The organism is Bradyrhizobium sp. GCM10028915 (genome assembly GCF_042666195.1).
Lineage (GTDB): Bacteria > Pseudomonadota > Alphaproteobacteria > Rhizobiales > Xanthobacteraceae > Bradyrhizobium > Bradyrhizobium canariense_D.
Map to the genome: position 1 here is coordinate 474,659 of NZ_JBHTFN010000021.1, position 20,017 is coordinate 494,675.

A 20,017-nucleotide genomic window follows, 5' to 3' on the forward strand; every position below is an offset into this window, starting at 1 on the left:
ATGTCACTGTCCGATCGCATCGAGAAACTGGTACCAGCCGGCGACCATGCGCACGGCGGGCTCGCGCAACGGATAGAACGGGATGGCTTTCAATCGCCTCGCGTCGAGCAGCCCGACCTCTGGCGTCTCGCCGCGCACGAAAGCGGCGAGATAGCGGCCCATCAGGCTCGACATCGCCACGCCCGCGCCGTTGTAGCCCATCGAGAACAGCGTGCGGTCGTCGAGCCGGCCGATATGCGGCACGGAGTCCAACGTCATCCCGACCAGGCCCGACCATTTGTAGGCGAGCGGGACGTCGGCAAGGTCGGGAAAGATTCCGACCATCGCCTTGCGCAACGCGTCGAAAGCGGTTTCCGAATCCTGCTTGCCGAACGCGCCGCGGCCACCAAAAATCACACGATTGTCGACCATGCGGAACCAGCGCATCATGCGCTTGGTCTCGGTGTAGGTGCGCCCGGTCGGCATCAGGCTTCCCGCGAGGTTGCGCGGCAGCCTGTCGGTCGCGATGATGGCGCTTCGGAACGGGATCAGCGTGCGCTGCATGTTCGTCGTCGCGCCGGTGAGGTCGGAATAGCTGTTGGTGGCGATGATCGCGTGCTTTGCCCGCACTGCGCCTTGCGGCGTTTCAGCGACGATGCCGCTGTTGTCGCGGCGGAGCCTTACGACCGGCGACTCCTGGAAAATCGGGATGCCGCGGCGCGCCACGCCATCGGCAAGGCCGCGCAGATAATTCAGCGGATGGATGCCGCCGGAGCCGGGATTGAGCACGCCGCCGACGAAGATGTCGGAGCCAGTCTCGTCGCGCACTTGCCCCTTGTCGAGGATGCGGACCTCCGCATCCCCCATCTCGCGCTTCATCCAGTTGGCCTCGTCGATCGCGGCCTTCAGGGTCGTCTCGTTGTGAGCGGCCTTGACCTGGCCGGTGCGCGTCAACGCGGCACTGGTGATGCCAAATTCGGAGACCAGCTCCTCGACGATATCAGTGGATTCATGCGCGATCCCGTACATGCGCTGCGCCATGGCGCGGCCGTGCACGGCGTCGATCTCGCGGAACGAGAGGCGGAACTTTGCGGTGATCACGCCGCCATTGCGTCCACTCGCGCCCCAGCCCGGGCGGTTGGCCTCGAGTACGATCGGCGACAAACCGCTTTTGGCGGTGTGGTGCGCAGCAGACAGGCCCGTGTAGCCCGCACCGATGATCACCACATCCGCCTGGTGCTCGCCTGACACGACCGGAAACTCGCGCGCCGGCTCGGCCGTGGCGGCCCACAGCGAGTTGGCCGACGGCAGCGCGTTCCAGTCCCGTGTCATGCCACCGCTCATGCCTTACGCCGCCGGCCCGATGGCCGCATCGGCAAGCGCCTTCAACGTCGGAAAATGGAAGTCCGGCTTGGTCAGCGTCTCCACGGCCGGTGTGCCTCCGAAACCGGCCATGCCCTGGCGGCGCTCGATCCAGCACACCTTGTAGCCGAGTTTCCGCGCAATCCCGATGTCGTGATACTGGCTCTGCGCGACGTGAAGGATATCGGACTGCTTGTAGCCGAAAGCGGACTGGCGGCCCTTGTTGTAGGCGAAAAACTCCGGATCGGGTTTCGCAACGCCAGTCTCGTCGGCGCAAACGGTATCGTCGAAGGGATTGCCGAGCGCGTGCGCGTAACAGGACAGCGCGACGCGGTCGGCATTGGTCATCGCGACCAGGCGGAATTTGGTTCTCAGGCGCTTCAGAGCCTCGACCGAGTCTGGGAACGGTCCCCAGCGCAGCACCGCGAGCTGGAACACGTCGCAGGAGGCGTCATCGGCCTGCAGCCCGAGTTCCTTGGCAAGATAGCGATAGACATGGAACATCACCTCGCTCGAACGCTCGTGGTGCTTGTCGCGACCGCGCTTGTAGGATTCGAAGATCTTGTCGTCGCTGAGCTCGGCCGGCGACTTGCCCGAGATCCGGCGCACCGCGGAGAGCACGCCGGTCTCGAAATCGATCAAGGTGCCGACGACGTCGAAGGTGAGAACCTTGAAATTGCTGAACGAGGCTGCTGACGACATTTTTGGCTTCTTCTCTCGGTTGGACAAGGCTTGGGTTCAGTCCCTCACCCTGGGCACGACGATGGTGTCCTCGGGGTGAAGGGTCACGGTAAGGCTGCCGCCCAGCGGCGGGATGCGGCTGTAGGCCTGGTGATAGCTCGCCTGGCGCAGGCTGAGCACGATGCCATCGGCGAGCGCCAGGAAGATGCGCAGGCTCTCGCCCTGATAGACGATGTCGGTGACCGTGCCGGTGAGCCGATTGCAGGCGGTGTCCGGCGCACCATCGTCGATCAGCAGTTTTTCGCTGTGCACGGCGAGCATCAGCGCGTCCCCGTCGGGAATGGCGCGGGCGCTGCGCAGAAGCACATTGCCGAGCGCAACGCCGGAGGCATCGACGCGTCGCACGGGAAGCATCGTGGCCTCGCCAATGAAACTCGCGACGAAGGAATCCGCGGGATGATCGTGCAGGCGCTCGGGCGCGTCGATCTGGATCAGCCTGCCGTCCTTCATCACGGCGACGCGGTCGCTCATGGTCAGCGCTTCGCGCTGATCGTGGGTGACGTAGATGATGGTGGCGCCGATGCGCTTGTGCAGCGCGCGCAGCTCGATCTGCATGGATTCGCGCAGTTGCTTGTCGAGCGCGGACAGCGGTTCGTCCATCAGGATCAGCCGCGGCTCGAAGATCATGGCGCGTGCGAGCGCCACGCGCTGGCGCTGGCCGCCGGAGAGTTGCGCGATACCGCGCTCTTCGTAGCCGGCAAGACCGACCATCGAAAGCGCCGCGCGCACCTTATCCGGCCAGGCCGCCTTCGGCAGCCGTCGCGCGCGCAAGGGAAAGGCAACATTCTCGCCGACGCTCATATGCGGGAACAGCGCGTAGTTCTGGAACACGACGCCGATGTCGCGCTTGTGCGGCGGCATCCAGGTGACGTCGCGGCCGCCGAACAAGATCGTTCCGCTCGATGGCAGGATGAAGCCGCCGAGGATGCCGAGCAACGTCGTCTTGCCGGAGCCGGAGGGGCCGAGCAGGGAGACGAACTCGCCGGCGGCGACATTGAGGGACACGTCGTCGAGGGCGCGAACGGCACCATAGGCCTTGCTCGCGGATCTGATCTCGACGCTTTCCGCTCGTTTGTCCAACGATCGACCTCGCCATCTCCTGAGCCGGCGTGCTTCACTGCGCGCCATAAGCCTGCTTTATAGACAGGAATTTGAGCACTCCTGGTCGAAGCGTGCACCGCACCAACATCTTCGCTCGCAGGCCCTGTCTTTTGGCTATGACGCCAATGACACCAGACTTGGCAAAACTCGGCAATTGCCAAATTCTCACCTGGGTCATAACATGGTGTTATGCCAGAGCTGCGCCGGATGCTGCCCTCAAGTAACGCCCTGTTCGTCTTCGACGCAGCGGCGCGCAATGGCAGCTTCACGGCGGCGGCCGCCGAACTGAACGTCACCCAGCCTGCGGTGAGCCGGATGCTGGGTCAGTTCGAGGACTATCTCGGCGTCCGCCTGTTCGATCGCAAGGCGGGACGCGCGGTGCTCACGGAGGACGGCGAACTCTTGTATCGCCGCGTGCTCGAAGGCTTTCGCAGCATCGAAAGCGGGCTGGTCGAGATCGAGCGCCGCCGCAAGGGCACCGAGACGGTGACACTGTCGGTCTCCTCCGCCTTCACCACGCATTGGCTGATGCCGCGCATCGACAAGCTGCAGAAGCAATTTCCTCAGGTCGATTTGCGCTTTCAGCTGATCTCCGGCGCGCTGCGCGGACCGGTGGAGAATGTCGACCTCGGCATGCGCTTCCGCGATCGCGAGGAGCCGTCATCCGGCGGCACGCTGGTGATGAAGGAGGTCATGCTGCCGATGTGCAGCCCTGCCTATCTCGGCGAAACCGATCCCGCCGAAGGCAACACCATCATTCGGCTCGCCGAGACGCCGGGCGACTGGGCCGCGGATTACGCATCGCTTCTCACCGGGCGCCGCGGTGTGGCAAAGGCGCTGAGCTTCACGGACTATGCCGTCGTGATGCAGGCCGCCCTGCTCGGCCAGGGCATCGCGCTCGGTTGGCTGACGGTCGCCTCGCACTGGCTGTTGACCGGCGCGCTGGTGCCGGCCTCCGACACGCTCACCACCACACGCCGCATCTGCGAATTCCTGCCACCGCGCAACCGGCCGATGCGTCCGATCGCCGCCGAGATCCGCGACTGGATCACCGCGCAGATGAAAAGCGAGATCGCCGCGATCGACCGGCTCTATCCGAAGCTCGGCGCGATGGCGGCTTGCTACTAGAGCGTTTTCGGGCGAAGTGGACCGGTTCACGTGAAGAAAACGCATCAAAACCGGAGTCTAGGCGGGTGTCAGCGCGGCACAGTAACGATCGGGCAGGTGATCGCCGATCCCTGCCGGCAGCAGCACCGTGAGCCTGCCGACGACATCCGTCCGCGTGTTCTCGGATACGCCGCTGAGGAGATTGCGGACCTGCTCACCAATTCCAGCATTCGCCATTGGCTCATCCGAACCAACATTCGTCATGAGCTGGCTGGCGCTGAATTTGGCGCCGCGTGCACAGGCGAGATAACGGCCGACGTGATGAAAGCCAAGCCCGGGCGGAGGCACGGTCGGGACGATGTCGGTGCCGTGCACGAGACGATAGGTCGTCCTGCCGAACGTACCGTTGTAGAGGGCGACGAAATCGTCGCGGCCCACGCGCGGACAACCGTAAAGATAGATCTGCGCATCCGCGAGCTGGAGCTGCTCCCGCGCGAAGTCCGCCGTTGCCACCGCGATCGCGGCGCCGAGGCTGTGCCCAGTGATGAAGATCGGTGATTTGCGCGCCAGCGCTGCCGCCAGTGCGCTCTTCACGTCGTCCCACACGGCCGCCGCCGCATCGACGAACCCCTGGTGCACGGGCGCCTTCGGTCGGCCAAGCGTGAAATCGCTGACCCAGTTCAGGAGATGAAGCGGGTCGGTGCCGGCGAAGGCGACAATGGTTGCGTCACCCTTGCTCGCGATGATCCCGCGCGTGTCGGTCAGCGGCAGCGTCGAATGCGCCGGCTGGCTCAGCAACTTGACGCCGGACAGATCCCAGAAAGGAGAGACCCTGTTGATCGTGTCCGGCACATGGGTCTCGTAGGCGAGTTGCGACATCCACATCATCGCGCGAGCGATGTCGAGATCAAAGCCGGTTGATGTCTCGTTGAATTTTGCAAATGCCCGTCGCTCATATTGATCGGGAGGAAGTTCGACCAGAATGCTCACATCAAGCTCCTAAATGGCTTATTGCTGCAATGCGTCGATCGAAAACGGAATGACGCTACCTTCGCATATGGCTGGAATTTTGACAATCTGTGCGCGTGCCCGGGACGTATTCTGCCTTTGCGCCTAAGGGGACAAGGTTGAGACGAGGCACCTCTCCCTCCGCGTCATTGCGAGCGTAGCGAAGCAATCCAGAGTCCTTCCGCGGAGGAATTCTAGTTTGGTTCGCTGCGCTCGCAATGACGGTATGGATAAAGTTTTGGCCTCTATCGATGCTCGATCGCGCGGATCGCGCCGCGGAGCTCGGCCAGGCCGCGGAGGCGGCCAATCGCGGTGTAGCCCGGATTGGTGCGCTTGGTGGCCGCGAGATCGTCGAGCATGCGATGGCCGTGGTCGGGCCGGAACACAATTTTCTGGCCGGGCGAACGCCGCGCGTTCTCCTTCAGCAGCGCCTTCAGCACCGCGACCATGTCGACGTCACCGTCGAGATGATCGGACTCGTAGAAGGACAGGCCATCCGCCTCGCGCTTGGTCGCGCGCAGATGCGCAAAGGCAATGCGCGGGCCGAAGCGTTCGGCCATCGCGGGAAGATTGTTCTCGGCGCGCACGCCAAGCGACCCCGTGCACAGGCAGATACCATTCGCCTTTGACGGCACCGCATCGAACAACGCCTGATAGTCATCGGCGCTGGACGCGACGCGCGGCAGACCGAACAGCGGGCGCGGCGGGTCGTCCGGATGCAGCGTCAATGAGACCCCGAGCTGCTCGGCGACGGGGGTGACGCGGCCCAAAAACTCGGCGAGATGCTGCCGCAGGATTTTTGGCGTGACGTCGCGATATGTTTCGAGCCGATCGCGGAATTGCGGGATGGTCATCGGCTCGGTGGTCGAGCCCGGCAGCGCGCTGGCGATGACCATGACGAGATAGTCGATATCGGCCTGGCTCATCTGCTTGAACAGTTTTTTCGCGCGGGCCTGCTGCTCGGGCGAGTATTCCTGGACGGCGGCGGGACGCTTCAGGATGTGCAGCTCGAAGGCCGCGAAACGGTCTTGATCGAAGCGCATGGCGCGGGCGCCGTTCGGCAGCTCCCATTCGAGATCGGTGCGGCACCAATCCACGACGGGCATGAAGTTGTAGCAGATGATCTTGATGCCGGCCGCGGCAACCGCCTCCAGGCTGGCGATCCATGTCTCGATCGAGCGCGTCGCTTTAGCCCCGAGACGCTTGACGTCGTCGGGGATCGGAATCGATTCCACCACCGACCAGGTCAGCCGCGAGCGCCCGGGTTGGCCGCTCTCGATGAAGTTCTTGCGCTCCTCGACCGCCTTACGTGTCCAGGCGTCGCCGATCGGCACCTGATGCAGCGCCGAGACGATGTCGCTCGCGCCGGCCTGCCTGACATCATCCAGCGAGACCGGATCGTCCGGCCCATACCAGCGCCATCCCTCGAGCATCATAGGAATTCTCCCGGATCAGTTCGCGGTCAGCACGACCTTGACGCTCTGCGAGCGGTCGAGCGCCAGCCGCAGCGCGTCCGGCGCGGTGGACAGCGGCCGCTCGGCGGTGACCAGCGACAGCACGTCGACGCTGCCGTCCGCGATCAGCTCCACCGCCGTCATGAACTCGAGCCCGAAGCGGAACGAGCCGCGCAGGTCGATCTCCTTGGCCATCACCGCATTGGCCGGCACCGGAATCTGGCCACCCGGCAAATTGCCGATCTGCACCACAACGCCGCCGCGCCTGACGATACCGATCGCACTGGCAAGGCCTGCAGCCGTGCCCGAGACTTCGAAAGCGACATCGTAGGGGCGCGAGGCGGCCTGCGCCTTCAGGCCTTCCTCGCCGGCTGCGACATTCTCGACGTGAGAGGCGCCGAGCCGGGTCGCAAAGGCCAGCGGCGCCGGCGCGATGTCGGCCACCGTGATGTCGGTCATGCCGGCGCGGCGCGCGGCGAGCATGGTCAGAAGCCCGATCGGACCGGCGCCGAAGATGATGCCGCGCTTGCCATCGATGTTGCCGGCACGCGCGACGGCGTGCAGGCAGACCGCGAGCGGTTCGGCGAGCGCCGCGGCCTGATAGGACACATGATCGGGAATCTTCACGCACTGTGCCGGGATCGCGTCGAAATAGTTGGCAAAGCCGCCCTGCATGTGCGGTGTCTTCGAGGCCGAGCCCATGAAGTAGATATTCTCGCAGAGGTTTTGCCGGCCTTCGCGGCAAGCGACGCAATGGCCGCACCAGCGCGACGGGTTGACGGCGACACGGTCGCCGAGCTTCAGGTTCGCCGCGGAGCCCGCGATCTCCACGACCTCGCCGGAGATCTCGTGACCGAGCACCAGCGGCGATTTCACGACGAAATCGCCGGTGCGGGCATGGCGGAAATAATGCATGTCCGAGCCGCAAATGCCGCCGGCGCCGAAACGGAGGCGCACCATGCCTTCAGCGAGCTTGTCGAGCGGATGCTCGACCATGCGCAGATCTTCGGGGCCAAACAGGGTTGCGGCGAGAGCAGTTGAAGTCATTTGGAAAGTCCCATGTATTTCGGCAGCCAGAGGGTCAGTTCGGGGATGTAGGTGATTGCGATCAGCGCAACCATCAGCGGCACCAGCCACGGCAGTATCGCCACCGTCGTGCGCTCGACCGAGAGCTTTGCGACGCGCGCGAGCACGAACAACACCATGCCGAGCGGCGGATGCAGCAGACCGATCATCAGGTTCAGCGTCATGATCAGACCGAAATGGATCGGGTCGATGCCGAGCTTGAGCACGATCGGCAGCAGGATTGGCACCAGAATGGTGATCGCCGCCGTGGTGTCGATGAAGCAGCCGACGAACAGGATCAGGACGTTGGCGAGCGCCAGGAACACCCATTTGTTGTGGGTGATGCTGAGCATCCAGTCCGACAGCATCTGGGCTGCCTGCGACACCGTCAGCAGCCAGGCGAAGATCGAGGCTGCCGTGACGATGAACAGCACCGAAGCCGTGGTCTCGATGGTGTCGAAAGTCGCTTTCGCGACCGTTTTCATCGTCATGGTGCGGTAGCGTACCAGGCCGAGGAACAGCGACCAGATCACGGCGGCGACCGCGGCTTCCGTTGGGGTGAACCAGCCGAGCGTCATGCCGCCGATCAGGATCACCGGCGCCATCAGCGCCATCACCGCGGAGAAGTCGAAGTACCAGTCGATCGCGAGCAGCGCGAACAGGCCGAGACCAACTGCCCAATTGGTGGAGAGACCGGCGACCGTCAGAAGCCAGACAGCCATCGGGAAGCTCAATACGACGAGGATCTCGAGCCCCGCCGATCCCAATTGCGGCCAGGAGAACGGCGTATCGCTGCCCCATTTGTTCTTGTGCGCGAAGTAGGTGACGGTGGCCATCATCAGGAGCGTCAGCACGACGCCTGGAATGACGCCCCCCAGAAACAGCGCGCCGATCGAGACGTTGGCCATCATGCCGTAGATCACGAAAGGCAGCGACGGCGGGATGATCGGCCCGAGCGTGGCGGAGGCCGCGGTGACGCCCACGGAGAATTCCGTGGAGTAGCCGTGGTCCTTCATCGCCTTGATCTCGATGGTACCGAGACCGGCGGCATCCGCGATCGCGGTGCCAGACATGCCGGAGAAGATCACCGAGCCAATGATATTGACGTGGCCGAGGCCGCCGCGCATCCAGCCGACCAGCGCGACGGCGAATTTATAGATGCGCCCGGTGACGCCCGCGATGTTCATGAGATTGCCGGCCAGGATGAAGAACGGCACGGCGAGCAACGGAAAGCTCTCGACACCGGCGATCATGCGCTGCGCCAGCGTGACGTCGGGCGTCACGCCGCTGACCAGGATGTAGAGCAGCGACGACGCCGCCATGGCGATGGCCACGGGAACGCCGAGCAGCATGAGGATGAGGAAGCCTCCAAGCAACAGCAACATGGAATTACCCTTCAAAGCCGTCGTAGGCGCCGGGACGTTCGAGGATCGAGTAGCCCTGCCGCAAATGTTGTATGGCCACTTGCACCGAGCGGACGAACATCAGCACGAAGCCCGCCAGCACGGCGTAATAGACGTAGTCCTTGGGAAGATTGATGGTGGTCATGGATTCGTCGCCGATGATCTGGATGTAGACCCAGACCAGCTTGATGGCGTAACCGAAGAAGACGATCCGGATCAGATCGATCACTGTCGACAATGCGCGCGCCACAAGGTGCGGAAGATAGCGATAGAGCAGGTCGACCTGGATGTGCCGCGACAGCCGCACGCACATCGAGGAGCCGATGAAGACCACGCCGATCAGGCAGTAGGTCGCGATCTCCTCGGTCCAGGCGTAGCTGTCGTTGAGGACGTAACGGGTGAAGAACTGGAGGAAGACGGCGAGCGCCATCACCCAGAAGATCGCCAGCGCGACCCAGTCCTCAAAAGCGTAGATGCCGAGATCGACCTTGGGCGTCGCCTCTTCCTCGAAGGTGTGGGCGATCTCGTCCGCGGTGATCTGCCGGTGCGTTTCGGCGGTGGACATGGGTGTGCTCCTCAAACTGATCACGTCGTTCCGGGATGGTGCGTCAGCACCAGACCCGGAACCTCGAGATTTTCAGGTGCGCAATTGCACACCGTAGTTCGGTCCAGCGGACCGCCCCGGGATGGCGACTACGTCATTACTTCACCGCCTGAATGCGTTCCCAGTCGGCCTTGCGGTAGCCGAAGGTCTCGAACGCGACGTTCTTCAGCACGGTGTCGCGGAACTCGCTCTTGTCGACCTCGGTGACGGTCAGGCCCTTCTCCTTGAAGAAGGCGACCAGCTTCGCCTCGTTCTGCTTGATCTCCGCGGTCGCCTTGGCGGCGGCCTCCTGCGCGACGTCGGTGAAGGTCTTCTTGTCCTCGTCGCTGAGCTTCTTCCAGAGCGCACCGGCCACCACCGTGTTGAGATGGTCGACGATGTGGCCGGTCAGCACGATGTGCTTCTGCACCTCGTAGAACTTCTTGGCCTCGATCGTGGTGAGCGGATTCTCCTGGGCTTCGACGGTACCGTTCTGGAGCGCCAGATAGACTTCGGCGAACGCGATCGGCGCGGTGTTGGCGCCGCAGGCGCGCGGCATAGCGAGATAAGCGGGCACATCGGGCACGCGCATCTTCAGGCCCTTCATGTCGGCGCAGGTCTTGATCGGCTTGTTCGACGAGGTCTGGCGCACGCCGTAATAGGTCACCGCGACGATGTGGTGCCCGCTCTTGTCCTCATAACCTTTGGTGAGCTCCTTGAAGATGTCGCTCTTGGTGTAGGCGAGCAGATGATCGGCATCGCGGAAGGTGTAGGGATAATAGGTCACGCCGATCGGCGGAAAGCTCTTGGCGGCAAAGCTCGAGCCGGAGATGATGATGTCGACTGAACCGAGCGAAAGGCCCTGGTTGATGTCGGCCTCCTTGCCGAGCTGCGACGCCGGATAGACGTCGATCGCATAGCGCCCGTTGGTGCGCTTGCCGATCTCCTGCGCGGCCCAGACCGAAGCAGTGTGGAAGGGCTCCGAGGTCTCGTAGACATGGGCCCATTTGAGCTTGGTCTGCGCCATGCCGGCGCCAGCCGTAGCAATCATCGCCGCGGCCGAGACCGCCAGCACCATTGTCATCTTTTTCAACACTGACTTTTCCTCCATTTTTCAAGTCTGCTTCTTTTAAATCTGCTTCTTGTCCGCCCGCCCCCAAACGCGGGTGCGGGCCGCACGATCTCATCGCGGTCGCGCGCTGCTGCTCGCAGCTCGCTTCTTCTTCGGCGCACGTTCCGGTATTGTCGGCTTTGCCGTCGATCGCGCCGCGCGCCCGGAGGACGGTCCTGCGGCGCTCTCGGCGCCGAAGTTCTGCGCAAAGCGCTCCTGGGATCTCGCGAGATGATCGCGCATGGCTTCGCGCGCGGCCCCGGGATCATGCGCCGCGATCGCGTCGCGCACCGCGCGATGCTCGTCGAGTGCAGTGCGCCACGTGCCCGGGCTCTCGAAATAATGCGCAAGCTGCGCGAAATAGGGATTGAGGCGCTGGTCGAACAACTCGCCGACCACGCGCACCAGAACGGCATTGCCGAGGCTTCCGGCGATCGCGACGTGGAAGGCGCGGTCGTGGACCATCGAGGCTTCGCCGGGGTGTTCTACATTCTCCATCGCGACAAGGGACGCATCGATGCGGGCAAGGTCGTCCTTCGTCGCCACGCGCGCGGCTTCTTCGGCGATGGCGCTTTCCAGGAATTCGCGGGCACGCAACAGCTCGAACGGGCCCTCGATGACGGAAGCAGGCGCGGTCGCCGCAACCGCCGCAGGCTCGATCACATAGATGCCGGAACCGACGCGGATACGAAGGCGGCCCTCGACTTCGAGCGCGATCAGGGCTTCGCGCACTGTCGGCCTGGATATCTTGAGCTGCTCGGCGAGTTCGCGCTCGGTCGGCAAGCGGCTGCCGACCGCGTACTCGCCGCTGTCGATCAGGCTTCGCAATTGATCGGCGACTTGGCGATAAAGCCGTCTCGCCTCCACAGCTTCCAGCGGCACGCTGGTCCTCCCGAAAGGGTCATGCCGGCAGCTCTCGCTGCCCGCGGCCCGCCAATTTTGGAAAATTGGTCTTACCAATTGACCGCAAGCATTGACCGAGGACGGGCGCCATGTCAAGCAGCGGCCAAACAAGGGGAGAGACGACATGCGCCTCGGCCGCGCCAATCTCGACCGGCTGCCACCCGGCATCCGCCGCCCGGCCTACGACCGTTCGCGCGTCACCTCTGGCATCGTGCATCTCGGCCTTGGCGCGTTTCATCGCGCCCACCAGGCCGTCGTCATCGATGATTGCCTTGCGGCCGGCGCCACCTCGTGGGGCATCGTCGGTGCCAGCCTGCGCAGCCCGGACACACGCGACGCCCTCGCCCCGCAGGATCATCTCTATACGGTTGCCGTCCGTGCAGCCGAAGGCACCGAACACCGCATCATCGGTGCGCTGCTCGACAGCGTGGTCGCGCGCGAAAGCCCGGCACGATTGGTCGAGCGAATGGCCGATCCCGCCATTCGCATCGTCTCCCTCACCGTCACCGAGAAGGGCTATTGCCACACGCCCCAGACCGGCGATCTCGACGAACGGCATCCTGATGTCGTGCACGACCTCAACAATTTCGACGCGCCGCGCTCGGCTCCCGGCTTCATCGTCGCCGCGCTGGCGCGCCGGCGGGCGCTGGGCGCCCCGCCCTTCACCGTGCTGAGCTGCGACAACCTCGCCGCCAACGGCCACACCGTGCAGCGGATCGTGACGCAATTCGCCGCGCTGCGCTCGAAGGATCTCGGCAAGTGGATCGCGGATACGGTGGCCTTCCCCTCGACCATGGTCGACCGGATCGTGCCGGAGACGACGGATAGTGACCGCGATGCGGTTTCATCGGCGCTCGGTTTACGCGATGCATGGCCCGTCATGACCGAGCCCTTCACGCAATGGGTGGTCGAGGATCGCTTTACGGCCGGCCGGCCCGATCTTGCCGCCGCGGGCGTCGAACTGGTGAACGACGTCAAGCCGTTCGAGCTGATGAAGCTGCGGCTGCTCAATGCCAGCCATTCGGCGCTGGCCTATCTCGGCTATCTCGCAGGCTACGAGACCATCGCCGACACCATGCTGGATCCGCATTTCGCGCGCCTCGCCGCGCAGGTGATGGAAGAGGCCGCGGTGACATTGACGATGCCATCAGGCGCAGATCTGGCCGCCTATCGCGCCTCACTGCTCAAGCGCTTCGCCAATCCGGCACTGCATCACCGCACCTGGCAGATCGCGATGGACGGCTCGCAAAAGCTGCCGCAGCGCCTGCTCGGCGCGATCCAGGATCGTCTCGCCAGGAACCTGCCGATCGCGACGCATGCGCTCGCGGTGGCCGGCTGGATGCGCTACGTCAGCGGCCTTGACGAGAAGGGCCGCACCATCGACGTGCGCGATCCGCTCGCAGCCGAGTTCGCCGGCTTGGCGCGCGAGGCAGGTCCCGTCGCCGAACGATTGGCACCCGCGCTGCTCGGCGTCGGAAAAGTGTTCGGGCCCTTGGGCGCCGAGCCGCGCCTGCGCGAAGCCGTGACCGCTGCGCTCGGCCGGCTCTACAAGGATGGCGCGCGGCGTGCGGTGGAGATTCTGGTCTCGGCGTGACCACAAAACGGGCAGCGATGCTGCATTGCGGTCCAGATCGACGGAAAGTCGACGGAAGTCTTGCTTGATTTTTGCCTGTCATTGCCCCACCCGAGAGGCATGGCAAAGGACAGCAAGGTGATCGCCGCGAACGCAGCGTTCTACGCCGCCTTTTCGACCGGCGATTTCGACGAAATGGAGCGGATGTGGGCGGACGATGACGCCATTTCCTGCATTCATCCCGGCTGGCCGGCCATCATCGGCCGGGCCACGGTGATCGGAAGCTGGCGCGACATCCTGCAGAGTCCGGAGCGGCCGCAGATCGTCTGCGCGGAACCGCAGGCCATCGTCGATGGCGACAGCGCGCGCGTGCTCTGCATCGAGATCGTCGACGGCACGGCATTGGCTGCGGCCAACCATTTTCGGCGCGTCGGCGACGACTGGCGCCTGGTGCACCACCAGTCAAGCCCGATCGCGCAGATTGTCGAGCAAGCTGAGGACGATAGAGCGAGCCACCGCGTCCATTGAGGGCGCCCGGCCCGCAGGCACATTCTACTGTGCATGGGGTTGTTTTTCAGTTTTTTTGTTTTGCCGCCTCACCCGAGCCCCGACAGATCATCCAGCACGACCCGCGCCTGGCTAAAATCGTCGTCCCGGAAGAACATGCTTCTGGTGATGAGCACGGGAATGTTCGCCCGCGAAGCTGCGGTCAGGCCGTTAGCGGAGTCCTCGATCGCGACGCAGTCGGACGCGTTGAGCTTCAGCCGCGCCAGGGTCTCGACATAGACATCCGGCGCAGGCTTTTTATGCCGCACGTCATCTCCGGCGACAATCGCATCAAAATCCGCGGCCCAGCACTTTCCCAGGGCGCGCGACAGCAGCGCGTCGATGTTGGCGTGCGACGTGGTCGTCGCGATCGCGAGCCGCTGGCGGCGCGCCTTGGCAGCGACGAGGAGATCCGTCACCCCGGGCCGTAAGGGGCAGCAGCCGGTTTGGACCAGTTCGGCATAATGCGCGGTCTTGATGCGGTGGAGTTCCGCGATGTCCACATCCGATAATGGCGCGGCGATCCTCAGCCTTTCATGGTGGGCGCGAATGCGTTCCTTGCCGCCCGTGACCCGCAGCAGGTCCTTGTAGACGGCCCGATCCCATTGCCAATCGAGACCGTGGCGGGCGAAGGCATGGTTGAAGGCCTGCCGATGCAGCTCTTCGGTCTCAGCCAAGGTGCCGTCGACGTCGAAGATCAGCGCGGCGGCGCGGCGGACTAGCTCAGCCGCGTCAGATAGCATGATGGCTGGCGCTTCTGCCTGCATGATCGATGCGTCCCTCCGGTGAGCGACCATCGCCTGCACAGGCGGGCGAGACAAATTGCAATATCTTTTGCCGGACCCAAAAATCTCTTATGAGCGGAGGCGCGCTGCGGCGCGAACGGGAACTCCGACCTGCAAGGAAGATGTATGCTGCTCTTTATCCTTGGCCTCGGCTACAGTGCGCGGCACTTCGTCCGCCTGTTCGGTGGCCGCTTCTCGCATATCGCCGGCACGGTGCGCGATCCCGCGCAGCGGGGCGCTCTCGCCGGCGTCGAGGTGCATGCTTTCTCCGGCAGCAGTCCGGCACGCGAGACGATCGAACGCATGAGGGACGCGGATGTCCTTCTCGTTTCGATCCCGCCCGGCAGTGCCGGCGATCCCGCAATCGCGGCCTTCTCCGGCCTGCTGGCGGCGGGCGGCGACCGCAAGATCGTCTATTTGTCCACGATCGGCGTATATGGTGATCACGCCGGCGGCTGGGTCGACGAGAGCACGCCGCCGAAGGCGGACCTCGACCGGACGCGCATGCGGGTCGCGGCGGAACAGGCATGGACCGACACGACCGGTGGCGACGCCGCGATCCTGCGGCTTGCGGGTATCTATGGCCCCGGCCGTAACGCGCTGGTGACGCTGCGCGCTCGAACGGCGCGGCGCATCATCAAGCCGGGACAGGTGTTCAACCGCATCCACGTCGACGACATCGCGAGCGCGATCATGGCTGCGATTCATCACCCGAGCGGCGGCACGTGGAACGTCTGCGACGACGAGCCGGCGCCGCCGCAGGAGGTGATCGCTTACGCGGCGAAGCTGATGAATGTTGCACCGCCGCCGGAAGAGCCGTTCGAGACCGCCGAGATGTCGGCGATGGCTCGCAGCTTCTATGCGAGCAGCGCCCGCGTCTCCAACGCGAAAATGAAGTGCGAGCTCGGCGTCACGCTTGCTTATCCGACCTACCGCCACGCCCTGGATGCGTTGTGGCAAGCGGGGGAAGGAGGATCATGATCAAGCGTCAGCTCAACACGCCATACTTCTTGAACCAGGCCTGGGCCTGCTTCCAGGCATCTTCTGCTGCGTCCTTGCGATAGCTGCCGCGGTAGTCGGCATGGAAGCCATGCGGCGCTTCCGGATAGATCTTGAACTCGGCCGTCTTCTTGTTCTGCTCCAAGGCTGTCTTGAGCTGCTCGACCTGGGCGACGGGAATGCCGGTATCGGCGCCGCCGTAGAGGCCGAGCACCGGTGCCTTCATCTCGGGCGCGAGCTGCATCGGGCTCTTCGGCCACGGCCGATTGGCTGGATCGACCGGCGGACCGTAGAAGGCGACGCCGGCCTTGAGGCTGCCCCTGTGAGCGGCATATTCCCAGACGGTGCGTCCGCCGCGGCAGAAGCCGATGATGCCGAGCTTACCGGTGTCGCCGCCTTGCGATCCCGCCCACGCCACCGTCGCATCGAGATCGGACAGCAGCTCCGCGTCCGGCTTGGCATTGACGATCGGCAGCAGGTCCTTGATCTCGGTGACCTTGGTCAAATCGACGCCCTTGCGGAAATAATAGTCGGGCGCGATCGCGAAAGCGCCGAGCTTGCCGAGGCGCCGCGTCACATCCTTGATGTATTCGTGCAGGCCGAAAATCTCCATCGCCACGATGATCACCGGCGCTTTGGTGTTGCCGGCGGGGCGGGCAAAATACGCATGCATCTGCTCGGAGCCGACCTTGATCTTGGCGTCCCCGGTCTGGAGGCCGCGGGTGTCGGTCGTGATCGCCTCGGCGCGCACGGGCCCGGCCGCAAGCGTGTAGCCGGCGGCGACGGCCGCAGTCGCGCTCATGAATCCGCGGCGCGACCGGAGCGACCTTGGTCAGCCCGACGACGTCGGATGTCATGGTGGTATCGATACTCATGGGTTCATCCTTCCTGATGCGTGCGCCTGATCGTTCAGGCGACGCATTCGCCATAGTTGCCGGCAGAACGCAAATCACCAGCCTGCGAACGCGCTGCTTTCAGGCCGTGTTTTCAGGTCTTGTTCTGATGCTGTTTCACTGGCGCAGTCTCGGGCATGAGGCTCATCGCGACTAGTCCGACGATCGCCGCGAGCAGCAGGTACCAGGCCGGCGCCAGCGGATTTCCGGTGACGTGGAGGAGCCAGGTGACCACGAGCTGCGCCGTACCGCCGAAGCTGGCGATCGCGACCGCGTAGACGGTCGCGAACACACCGCCGCGGATGTTCTGGGGCAGCGCCTCGGTGAAGGTCGCGTAGAACGCAGTGAACGGCAGCGAGCCGATGACGGACAGAACACCGAAACCAACCAGGAGCGACAACGCGCCGGGGGCATGGACGATCCAGAGGAAGGTCGGGTAGGTCAGCAGCAGCGTTGCGAGCTGCGGCCAGATCATCACCGGCTTGCGACCGAGACGATCTGCCAGCCAGCCCCCGACCAGCGCGCCGACAAACTGGATGCCGTTGCTGACCAGCGACACGGCGAAAGCCAGTGTCGACGACACATGCAGCGTGTTCTGCGCATAGGTCGTCATGTATTGGGTGACGTAGGTCGAGATCGTGCCGCTTGCCAGGATCATCAGCGCAAGTCCGATGACGCCAAGGTGCCGTCTCGCCTGCGAGAGATGACCAGTGTGCTCGACGGTGCGGGCACCGGCTTCGGCCTGCGGGATAGTCTCGGGCAGCGTCCGGCGCATCCAGAACCCGAACGGCAGGCACACCGCTCCCATCAGAAACGCCACCCGCCAGCCATAGGCGTCGAGCATCTCCGGCCCCATCGTCTTACTCAGGATGACGCCGACGAGCGCGCCTGCGGTCGCGGCGATCTCCTGGCTGGCCGGTTGCCAGGCCACCACCAGCGCGCGATGCTGGGGCGGGGCGATCTCGATCAGATAGGCGGTGGTCGGTCCAACCTCCCCGCCCAGAGCAAAGCCTTGCGCCATACGCGCCCCGATCACGATGACGGGCGCTGCAAGGCCGATCGATCGATAGGACGGCGTGAGCGCGATGGTCAGGATCGATAGCCCCATGAGCGCGAAGCTCAGCAGCATGGCAGGCCGCCGGCCGATCCGGTCGGAATAGATCCCAAGCACGATTCCGCCGATCGGCCGCGTCACGAAGCCGGCGCCGAAAGTCGCCAGCGACAGCATCAGGCTGCCGTACTCGCTTCCCGTCGGGAAGAAGGTATGGCCGATCTGGATGGCGAAGAAGCTGTAGGTGATGAAGTCGTAGAACTCGAGCATGTTGCCGACGGTGGCGGCCAATGCTGCGCGCTTGACGCTGAACGGCTTCACTTGCTCGATCATTCCCGGGCTCGATCCTATTTCGATTTAACCGCCTAGCCGCATTGCAACGCAACATTCATTAACCGAAAACGGTGGTTCTCTCGCCCCCTTTTCCGCTGCCCGAGTTGCTGCCGATCCGTCCGCTCGCGCGATTCGAAGCGCATCGCGCAACAAATGGGCTTTGCGGTGGTCGCAGCGACACATCATGTTGCACGCACATCCCGCGCGAGCGGAATCTGCGCGTACACCGCGGTCATTTGAGTGAAATTTTCAGAAGAGTTGAGCCGGGGGATTTACTCGAACTTTGTTCGTGACGCTCTAGTTCCACGACTGGAAGGTTCCGCCTCTCTCAGGGAGCTTCATTATCAGCCACCCGGATTGCGCTGCCAAAAGCTGAATTGAGTAAAGATATTGAAATGTATTTGGCTCGCGAAGCGATCGAATTATTGGGGCAGACGGCCCGCATCCTGTGGTTCGAAGGCGCCAAGCATGGCCTGCGCGACCGCGAATGGATGGCGCTGCGTTTCCTCTCCCGTGCCAACCGGTTTTCCCGGACGCCCTCGGCGCTCGCCAGCTACGTTGGCACCACGCGCGCCACCGCCTCGTTCATCATCGGCGAGCTCGAGCGACTGGGCTACATCGAGCGCAAGCGCTCCGCCATGGACAAGCGCTCCGTGTTGCTGAGCGTGACGCAGCAGGGCAAGAAATTTCTCGTGCGCGACCCCATCAGCGTTCTGCTCGAGGCCATTGCCGTTCTCGACGACGAGGCCAAGACTCGCTTTCGCGACACACTCCGGCACGCGCTCGATCAGGCCGATGCGGCCGAACAGCGGCACCATACCGACGTCTGCAAGCGATGCATCTTCCTCCGCGAAGATCGCACCACCACGGACAGCAGGACGATCGCCGAGTTCAGCTGCCGCCTGTTTCGGGCGCCGATCGCGGAGGCGGAGGTCGATCTGCTATGCACCAGCTTCGAGCATCACCGCAAATAGAAGTGGCCCTCGATCAGGGCGTGGCCTTGCGTGACGAATAGATGACGCCCCCGCTGGACTCGACCACCAGACGTCCGTTCTCGTTTTTGATCTCCTCGATACGGCCAAGGCCGGGCACCTGCTGTCCCAACACCGCCTCGACGACGCCGTTCGGGCCTTGCAGGATCGCGATCCCCTCATAGGCCTGGCGGACCGACCAGCCCTTGACCGTCTTGCGCGGCGCCGAGATGCGCTCGGAAGGTGCTACCGATCCCGTGATCTCGGGCGTAGCGGCCGAGGCCATCATCGGCATTGGCTGTGTGGCGACGGGCGCCGGAGCCTGGGCCTGCACCTGGGCAAGCTTGTCGAGCTTCACCGTAGAGGACGAGCCCACCCGTTCGATGCGATCAAGATTTTCGCCAAACCGGCCAAAACGGTCATTGGTCGCCTTGCTCGATTGGTCGACCGCGGTGCGGAGGCCGTCGAGATTGTCGGACACGCCCGACACCTGCCTGCGCAGTTGCGCCACCGTCTCGCGCAGATTCCTGATCTCAGTGTTGGCCGCGACGTTGCTCTGGGCAGGCTGCATGGTGAGATAGGCGATCACTCCGGTGCAGGCGCAGACGACCAGGATCGCAGCGACCGCCAATGTCGCGAGCGGCACGACCCATGTCGGACGCGGGGGCGGCGGCTTGGCCACGATCACGGCCGGCTTGATCACGATGGGCGTAGGCTTGGAAATTGCCATCTTGTCGAGGCGCGCCTTGGCGCGAATACGCTTCAGACCCTCGAGCGCCTCTTTCGCCAGAGTTTCATCACTCGCTGCTGCCGACGCAGGCTTGGTGTTCGCAGGCTTGGTATTTGCAGCAGGCTTGGTATTTGCAAAATGCTTGGCATTTACAAAAGGCCTGGCCGTCGGCGCCGCATTGTCTCTGGCATCGCGCGTCTCCGCGGCCGGTTTCGCCGCTGCGGAAACATCGGCGTTCGCGTTGGGACGAGCTTGTCCATCGGACAACATGCGAGAATGCTCCGTTCGGTTCGATCTGTCGAACGGTGACATTATTTGC

The 20,017-nt window shown here is 64.0% G+C and carries 18 protein-coding genes and 1 pseudogene; 5 read left to right on the forward strand and 14 right to left on the reverse strand.

Translation table 11 applies throughout. The annotated features are described in order from the left end of the window. Window positions 1-3: 3 nt before the first annotated feature. Genes ACFQX9_RS14035 through ACFQX9_RS14045 form a run of 3 tightly spaced genes read right to left on the reverse strand, consistent with a single transcriptional unit; the run spans window position 4 to window position 3,162 of the window. Window positions 4-1,311: an NAD(P)/FAD-dependent oxidoreductase gene (locus ACFQX9_RS14035; RefSeq protein WP_377788947.1), complete on the reverse strand. Its 1,308-nt coding sequence runs from the start codon at window positions 1,309-1,311 to the stop codon at window positions 4-6. 15 nt (window positions 1,312-1,326) lie between these two features. Continuing rightward, window positions 1,327-2,043, reverse strand: a complete 717-nt coding sequence (locus ACFQX9_RS14040) for an HAD family hydrolase (protein WP_018454007.1) — start codon at window positions 2,041-2,043, stop codon at window positions 1,327-1,329. A 36-nt stretch (window positions 2,044-2,079) separates the two neighbouring features. Continuing rightward, the gene (locus tag ACFQX9_RS14045; RefSeq protein ID WP_018454006.1) at window positions 2,080-3,162 is read right to left on the reverse strand and encodes an ABC transporter ATP-binding protein; all 1,083 of its coding nucleotides are present in this window, start codon (window positions 3,160-3,162) and stop codon (window positions 2,080-2,082) included. Between the two features lie 210 nt (window positions 3,163-3,372). Between ACFQX9_RS14045 and ACFQX9_RS14050 the strand changes: the two genes are divergently transcribed. Next, complete coding sequence (locus ACFQX9_RS14050) at window positions 3,373-4,311, forward strand: LysR family transcriptional regulator (RefSeq protein WP_085351937.1); 939 nt, start codon at window positions 3,373-3,375, stop codon at window positions 4,309-4,311. 57 nt (window positions 4,312-4,368) lie between these two features. Here ACFQX9_RS14050 and ACFQX9_RS14055 read toward each other — a convergent pair whose 3' ends face one another. From ACFQX9_RS14055 to ACFQX9_RS14085, 7 genes are all read right to left on the reverse strand, one after another. Further along, complete coding sequence (locus tag ACFQX9_RS14055) at window positions 4,369-5,280, reverse strand: lipase family protein (protein WP_377788950.1); 912 nt, start codon at window positions 5,278-5,280, stop codon at window positions 4,369-4,371. A gap of 263 nt (window positions 5,281-5,543) precedes the next feature. After that, window positions 5,544-6,734, reverse strand: coding sequence for a mannonate dehydratase (uxuA, locus tag ACFQX9_RS14060; protein WP_377788952.1), 1,191 nt, complete (start codon window positions 6,732-6,734; stop codon window positions 5,544-5,546). A 15-nt stretch (window positions 6,735-6,749) separates the two neighbouring features. Next, the gene (locus ACFQX9_RS14065; protein WP_085351940.1) at window positions 6,750-7,799 is read right to left on the reverse strand and encodes an L-idonate 5-dehydrogenase; all 1,050 of its coding nucleotides are present in this window, start codon (window positions 7,797-7,799) and stop codon (window positions 6,750-6,752) included. Further along, window positions 7,796-9,202, reverse strand: coding sequence for a TRAP transporter large permease (locus ACFQX9_RS14070; protein WP_085351941.1), 1,407 nt, complete (start codon window positions 9,200-9,202; stop codon window positions 7,796-7,798). The genes ACFQX9_RS14065 and ACFQX9_RS14070 overlap by 4 nt, the downstream gene beginning before the upstream one ends. A gap of 4 nt (window positions 9,203-9,206) precedes the next feature. Next, on the reverse strand, window positions 9,207-9,785 hold the full coding sequence (locus ACFQX9_RS14075; RefSeq protein WP_018454000.1) for a TRAP transporter small permease: 579 nt from the start codon (window positions 9,783-9,785) through the stop codon (window positions 9,207-9,209). A gap of 136 nt (window positions 9,786-9,921) precedes the next feature. Then, window positions 9,922-10,881, reverse strand: a complete 960-nt coding sequence (locus ACFQX9_RS14080) for a sialic acid TRAP transporter substrate-binding protein SiaP (protein WP_377789046.1) — start codon at window positions 10,879-10,881, stop codon at window positions 9,922-9,924. A 105-nt stretch (window positions 10,882-10,986) separates the two neighbouring features. Further along, a complete protein-coding gene (locus ACFQX9_RS14085) occupies window positions 10,987-11,796 on the reverse strand; it encodes a FadR/GntR family transcriptional regulator (protein ID WP_377788955.1) in 810 nt (269 codons plus the stop codon). Between the two features lie 145 nt (window positions 11,797-11,941). Between ACFQX9_RS14085 and ACFQX9_RS14090 the strand changes: the two genes are divergently transcribed. Continuing rightward, window positions 11,942-13,411 (forward strand): mannitol dehydrogenase family protein, encoded by a 1,470-nt coding sequence (locus ACFQX9_RS14090; protein WP_085352028.1) that lies wholly within the window; start codon window positions 11,942-11,944, stop codon window positions 13,409-13,411. A gap of 99 nt (window positions 13,412-13,510) precedes the next feature. Then, on the forward strand, window positions 13,511-13,918 hold the full coding sequence (locus ACFQX9_RS14095; RefSeq protein ID WP_018453996.1) for a nuclear transport factor 2 family protein: 408 nt from the start codon (window positions 13,511-13,513) through the stop codon (window positions 13,916-13,918). A 68-nt stretch (window positions 13,919-13,986) separates the two neighbouring features. On the opposite strand, the gene ACFQX9_RS14100 is transcribed toward ACFQX9_RS14095, so the two are convergent. After that, window positions 13,987-14,703 carry an HAD family hydrolase gene (locus ACFQX9_RS14100; RefSeq protein WP_085351942.1) on the reverse strand — a complete coding sequence of 239 codons (717 nt, stop codon included), beginning with the start codon at window positions 14,701-14,703 and terminating at the stop codon, window positions 13,987-13,989. Window positions 14,704-14,847: 144 nt separating this feature from the next. Here ACFQX9_RS14100 and ACFQX9_RS14105 point away from each other — a divergent pair, with 144 nt between their 5' ends. After that, complete coding sequence (locus tag ACFQX9_RS14105) at window positions 14,848-15,702, forward strand: SDR family oxidoreductase (protein WP_085351943.1); 855 nt, start codon at window positions 14,848-14,850, stop codon at window positions 15,700-15,702. A 7-nt stretch (window positions 15,703-15,709) separates the two neighbouring features. On the opposite strand, the pseudogene ACFQX9_RS14110 reads toward ACFQX9_RS14105, so the two are convergent. Continuing rightward, window positions 15,710-16,595 (reverse strand): annotated as a pseudogene (locus tag ACFQX9_RS14110) (dienelactone hydrolase family protein). Window positions 16,596-16,707: 112 nt separating this feature from the next. Then, on the reverse strand, window positions 16,708-17,997 hold the full coding sequence (locus ACFQX9_RS14115) for an MFS transporter (protein WP_377788959.1): 1,290 nt from the start codon (window positions 17,995-17,997) through the stop codon (window positions 16,708-16,710). A gap of 395 nt (window positions 17,998-18,392) precedes the next feature. On the opposite strand from ACFQX9_RS14115, the gene ACFQX9_RS14120 reads away from it, so the two are divergent. Next, window positions 18,393-18,971: a MarR family winged helix-turn-helix transcriptional regulator gene (locus ACFQX9_RS14120; protein WP_247295065.1), complete on the forward strand. Its 579-nt coding sequence runs from the start codon at window positions 18,393-18,395 to the stop codon at window positions 18,969-18,971. 13 nt (window positions 18,972-18,984) lie between these two features. Here the strand turns inward: ACFQX9_RS14120 and ACFQX9_RS14125 are convergent, their stop codons facing one another. Beyond that, window positions 18,985-19,968, reverse strand: a complete 984-nt coding sequence (locus ACFQX9_RS14125; protein WP_247295067.1) for a hypothetical protein — start codon at window positions 19,966-19,968, stop codon at window positions 18,985-18,987. Window positions 19,969-20,017 lie beyond the last annotated feature (49 nt).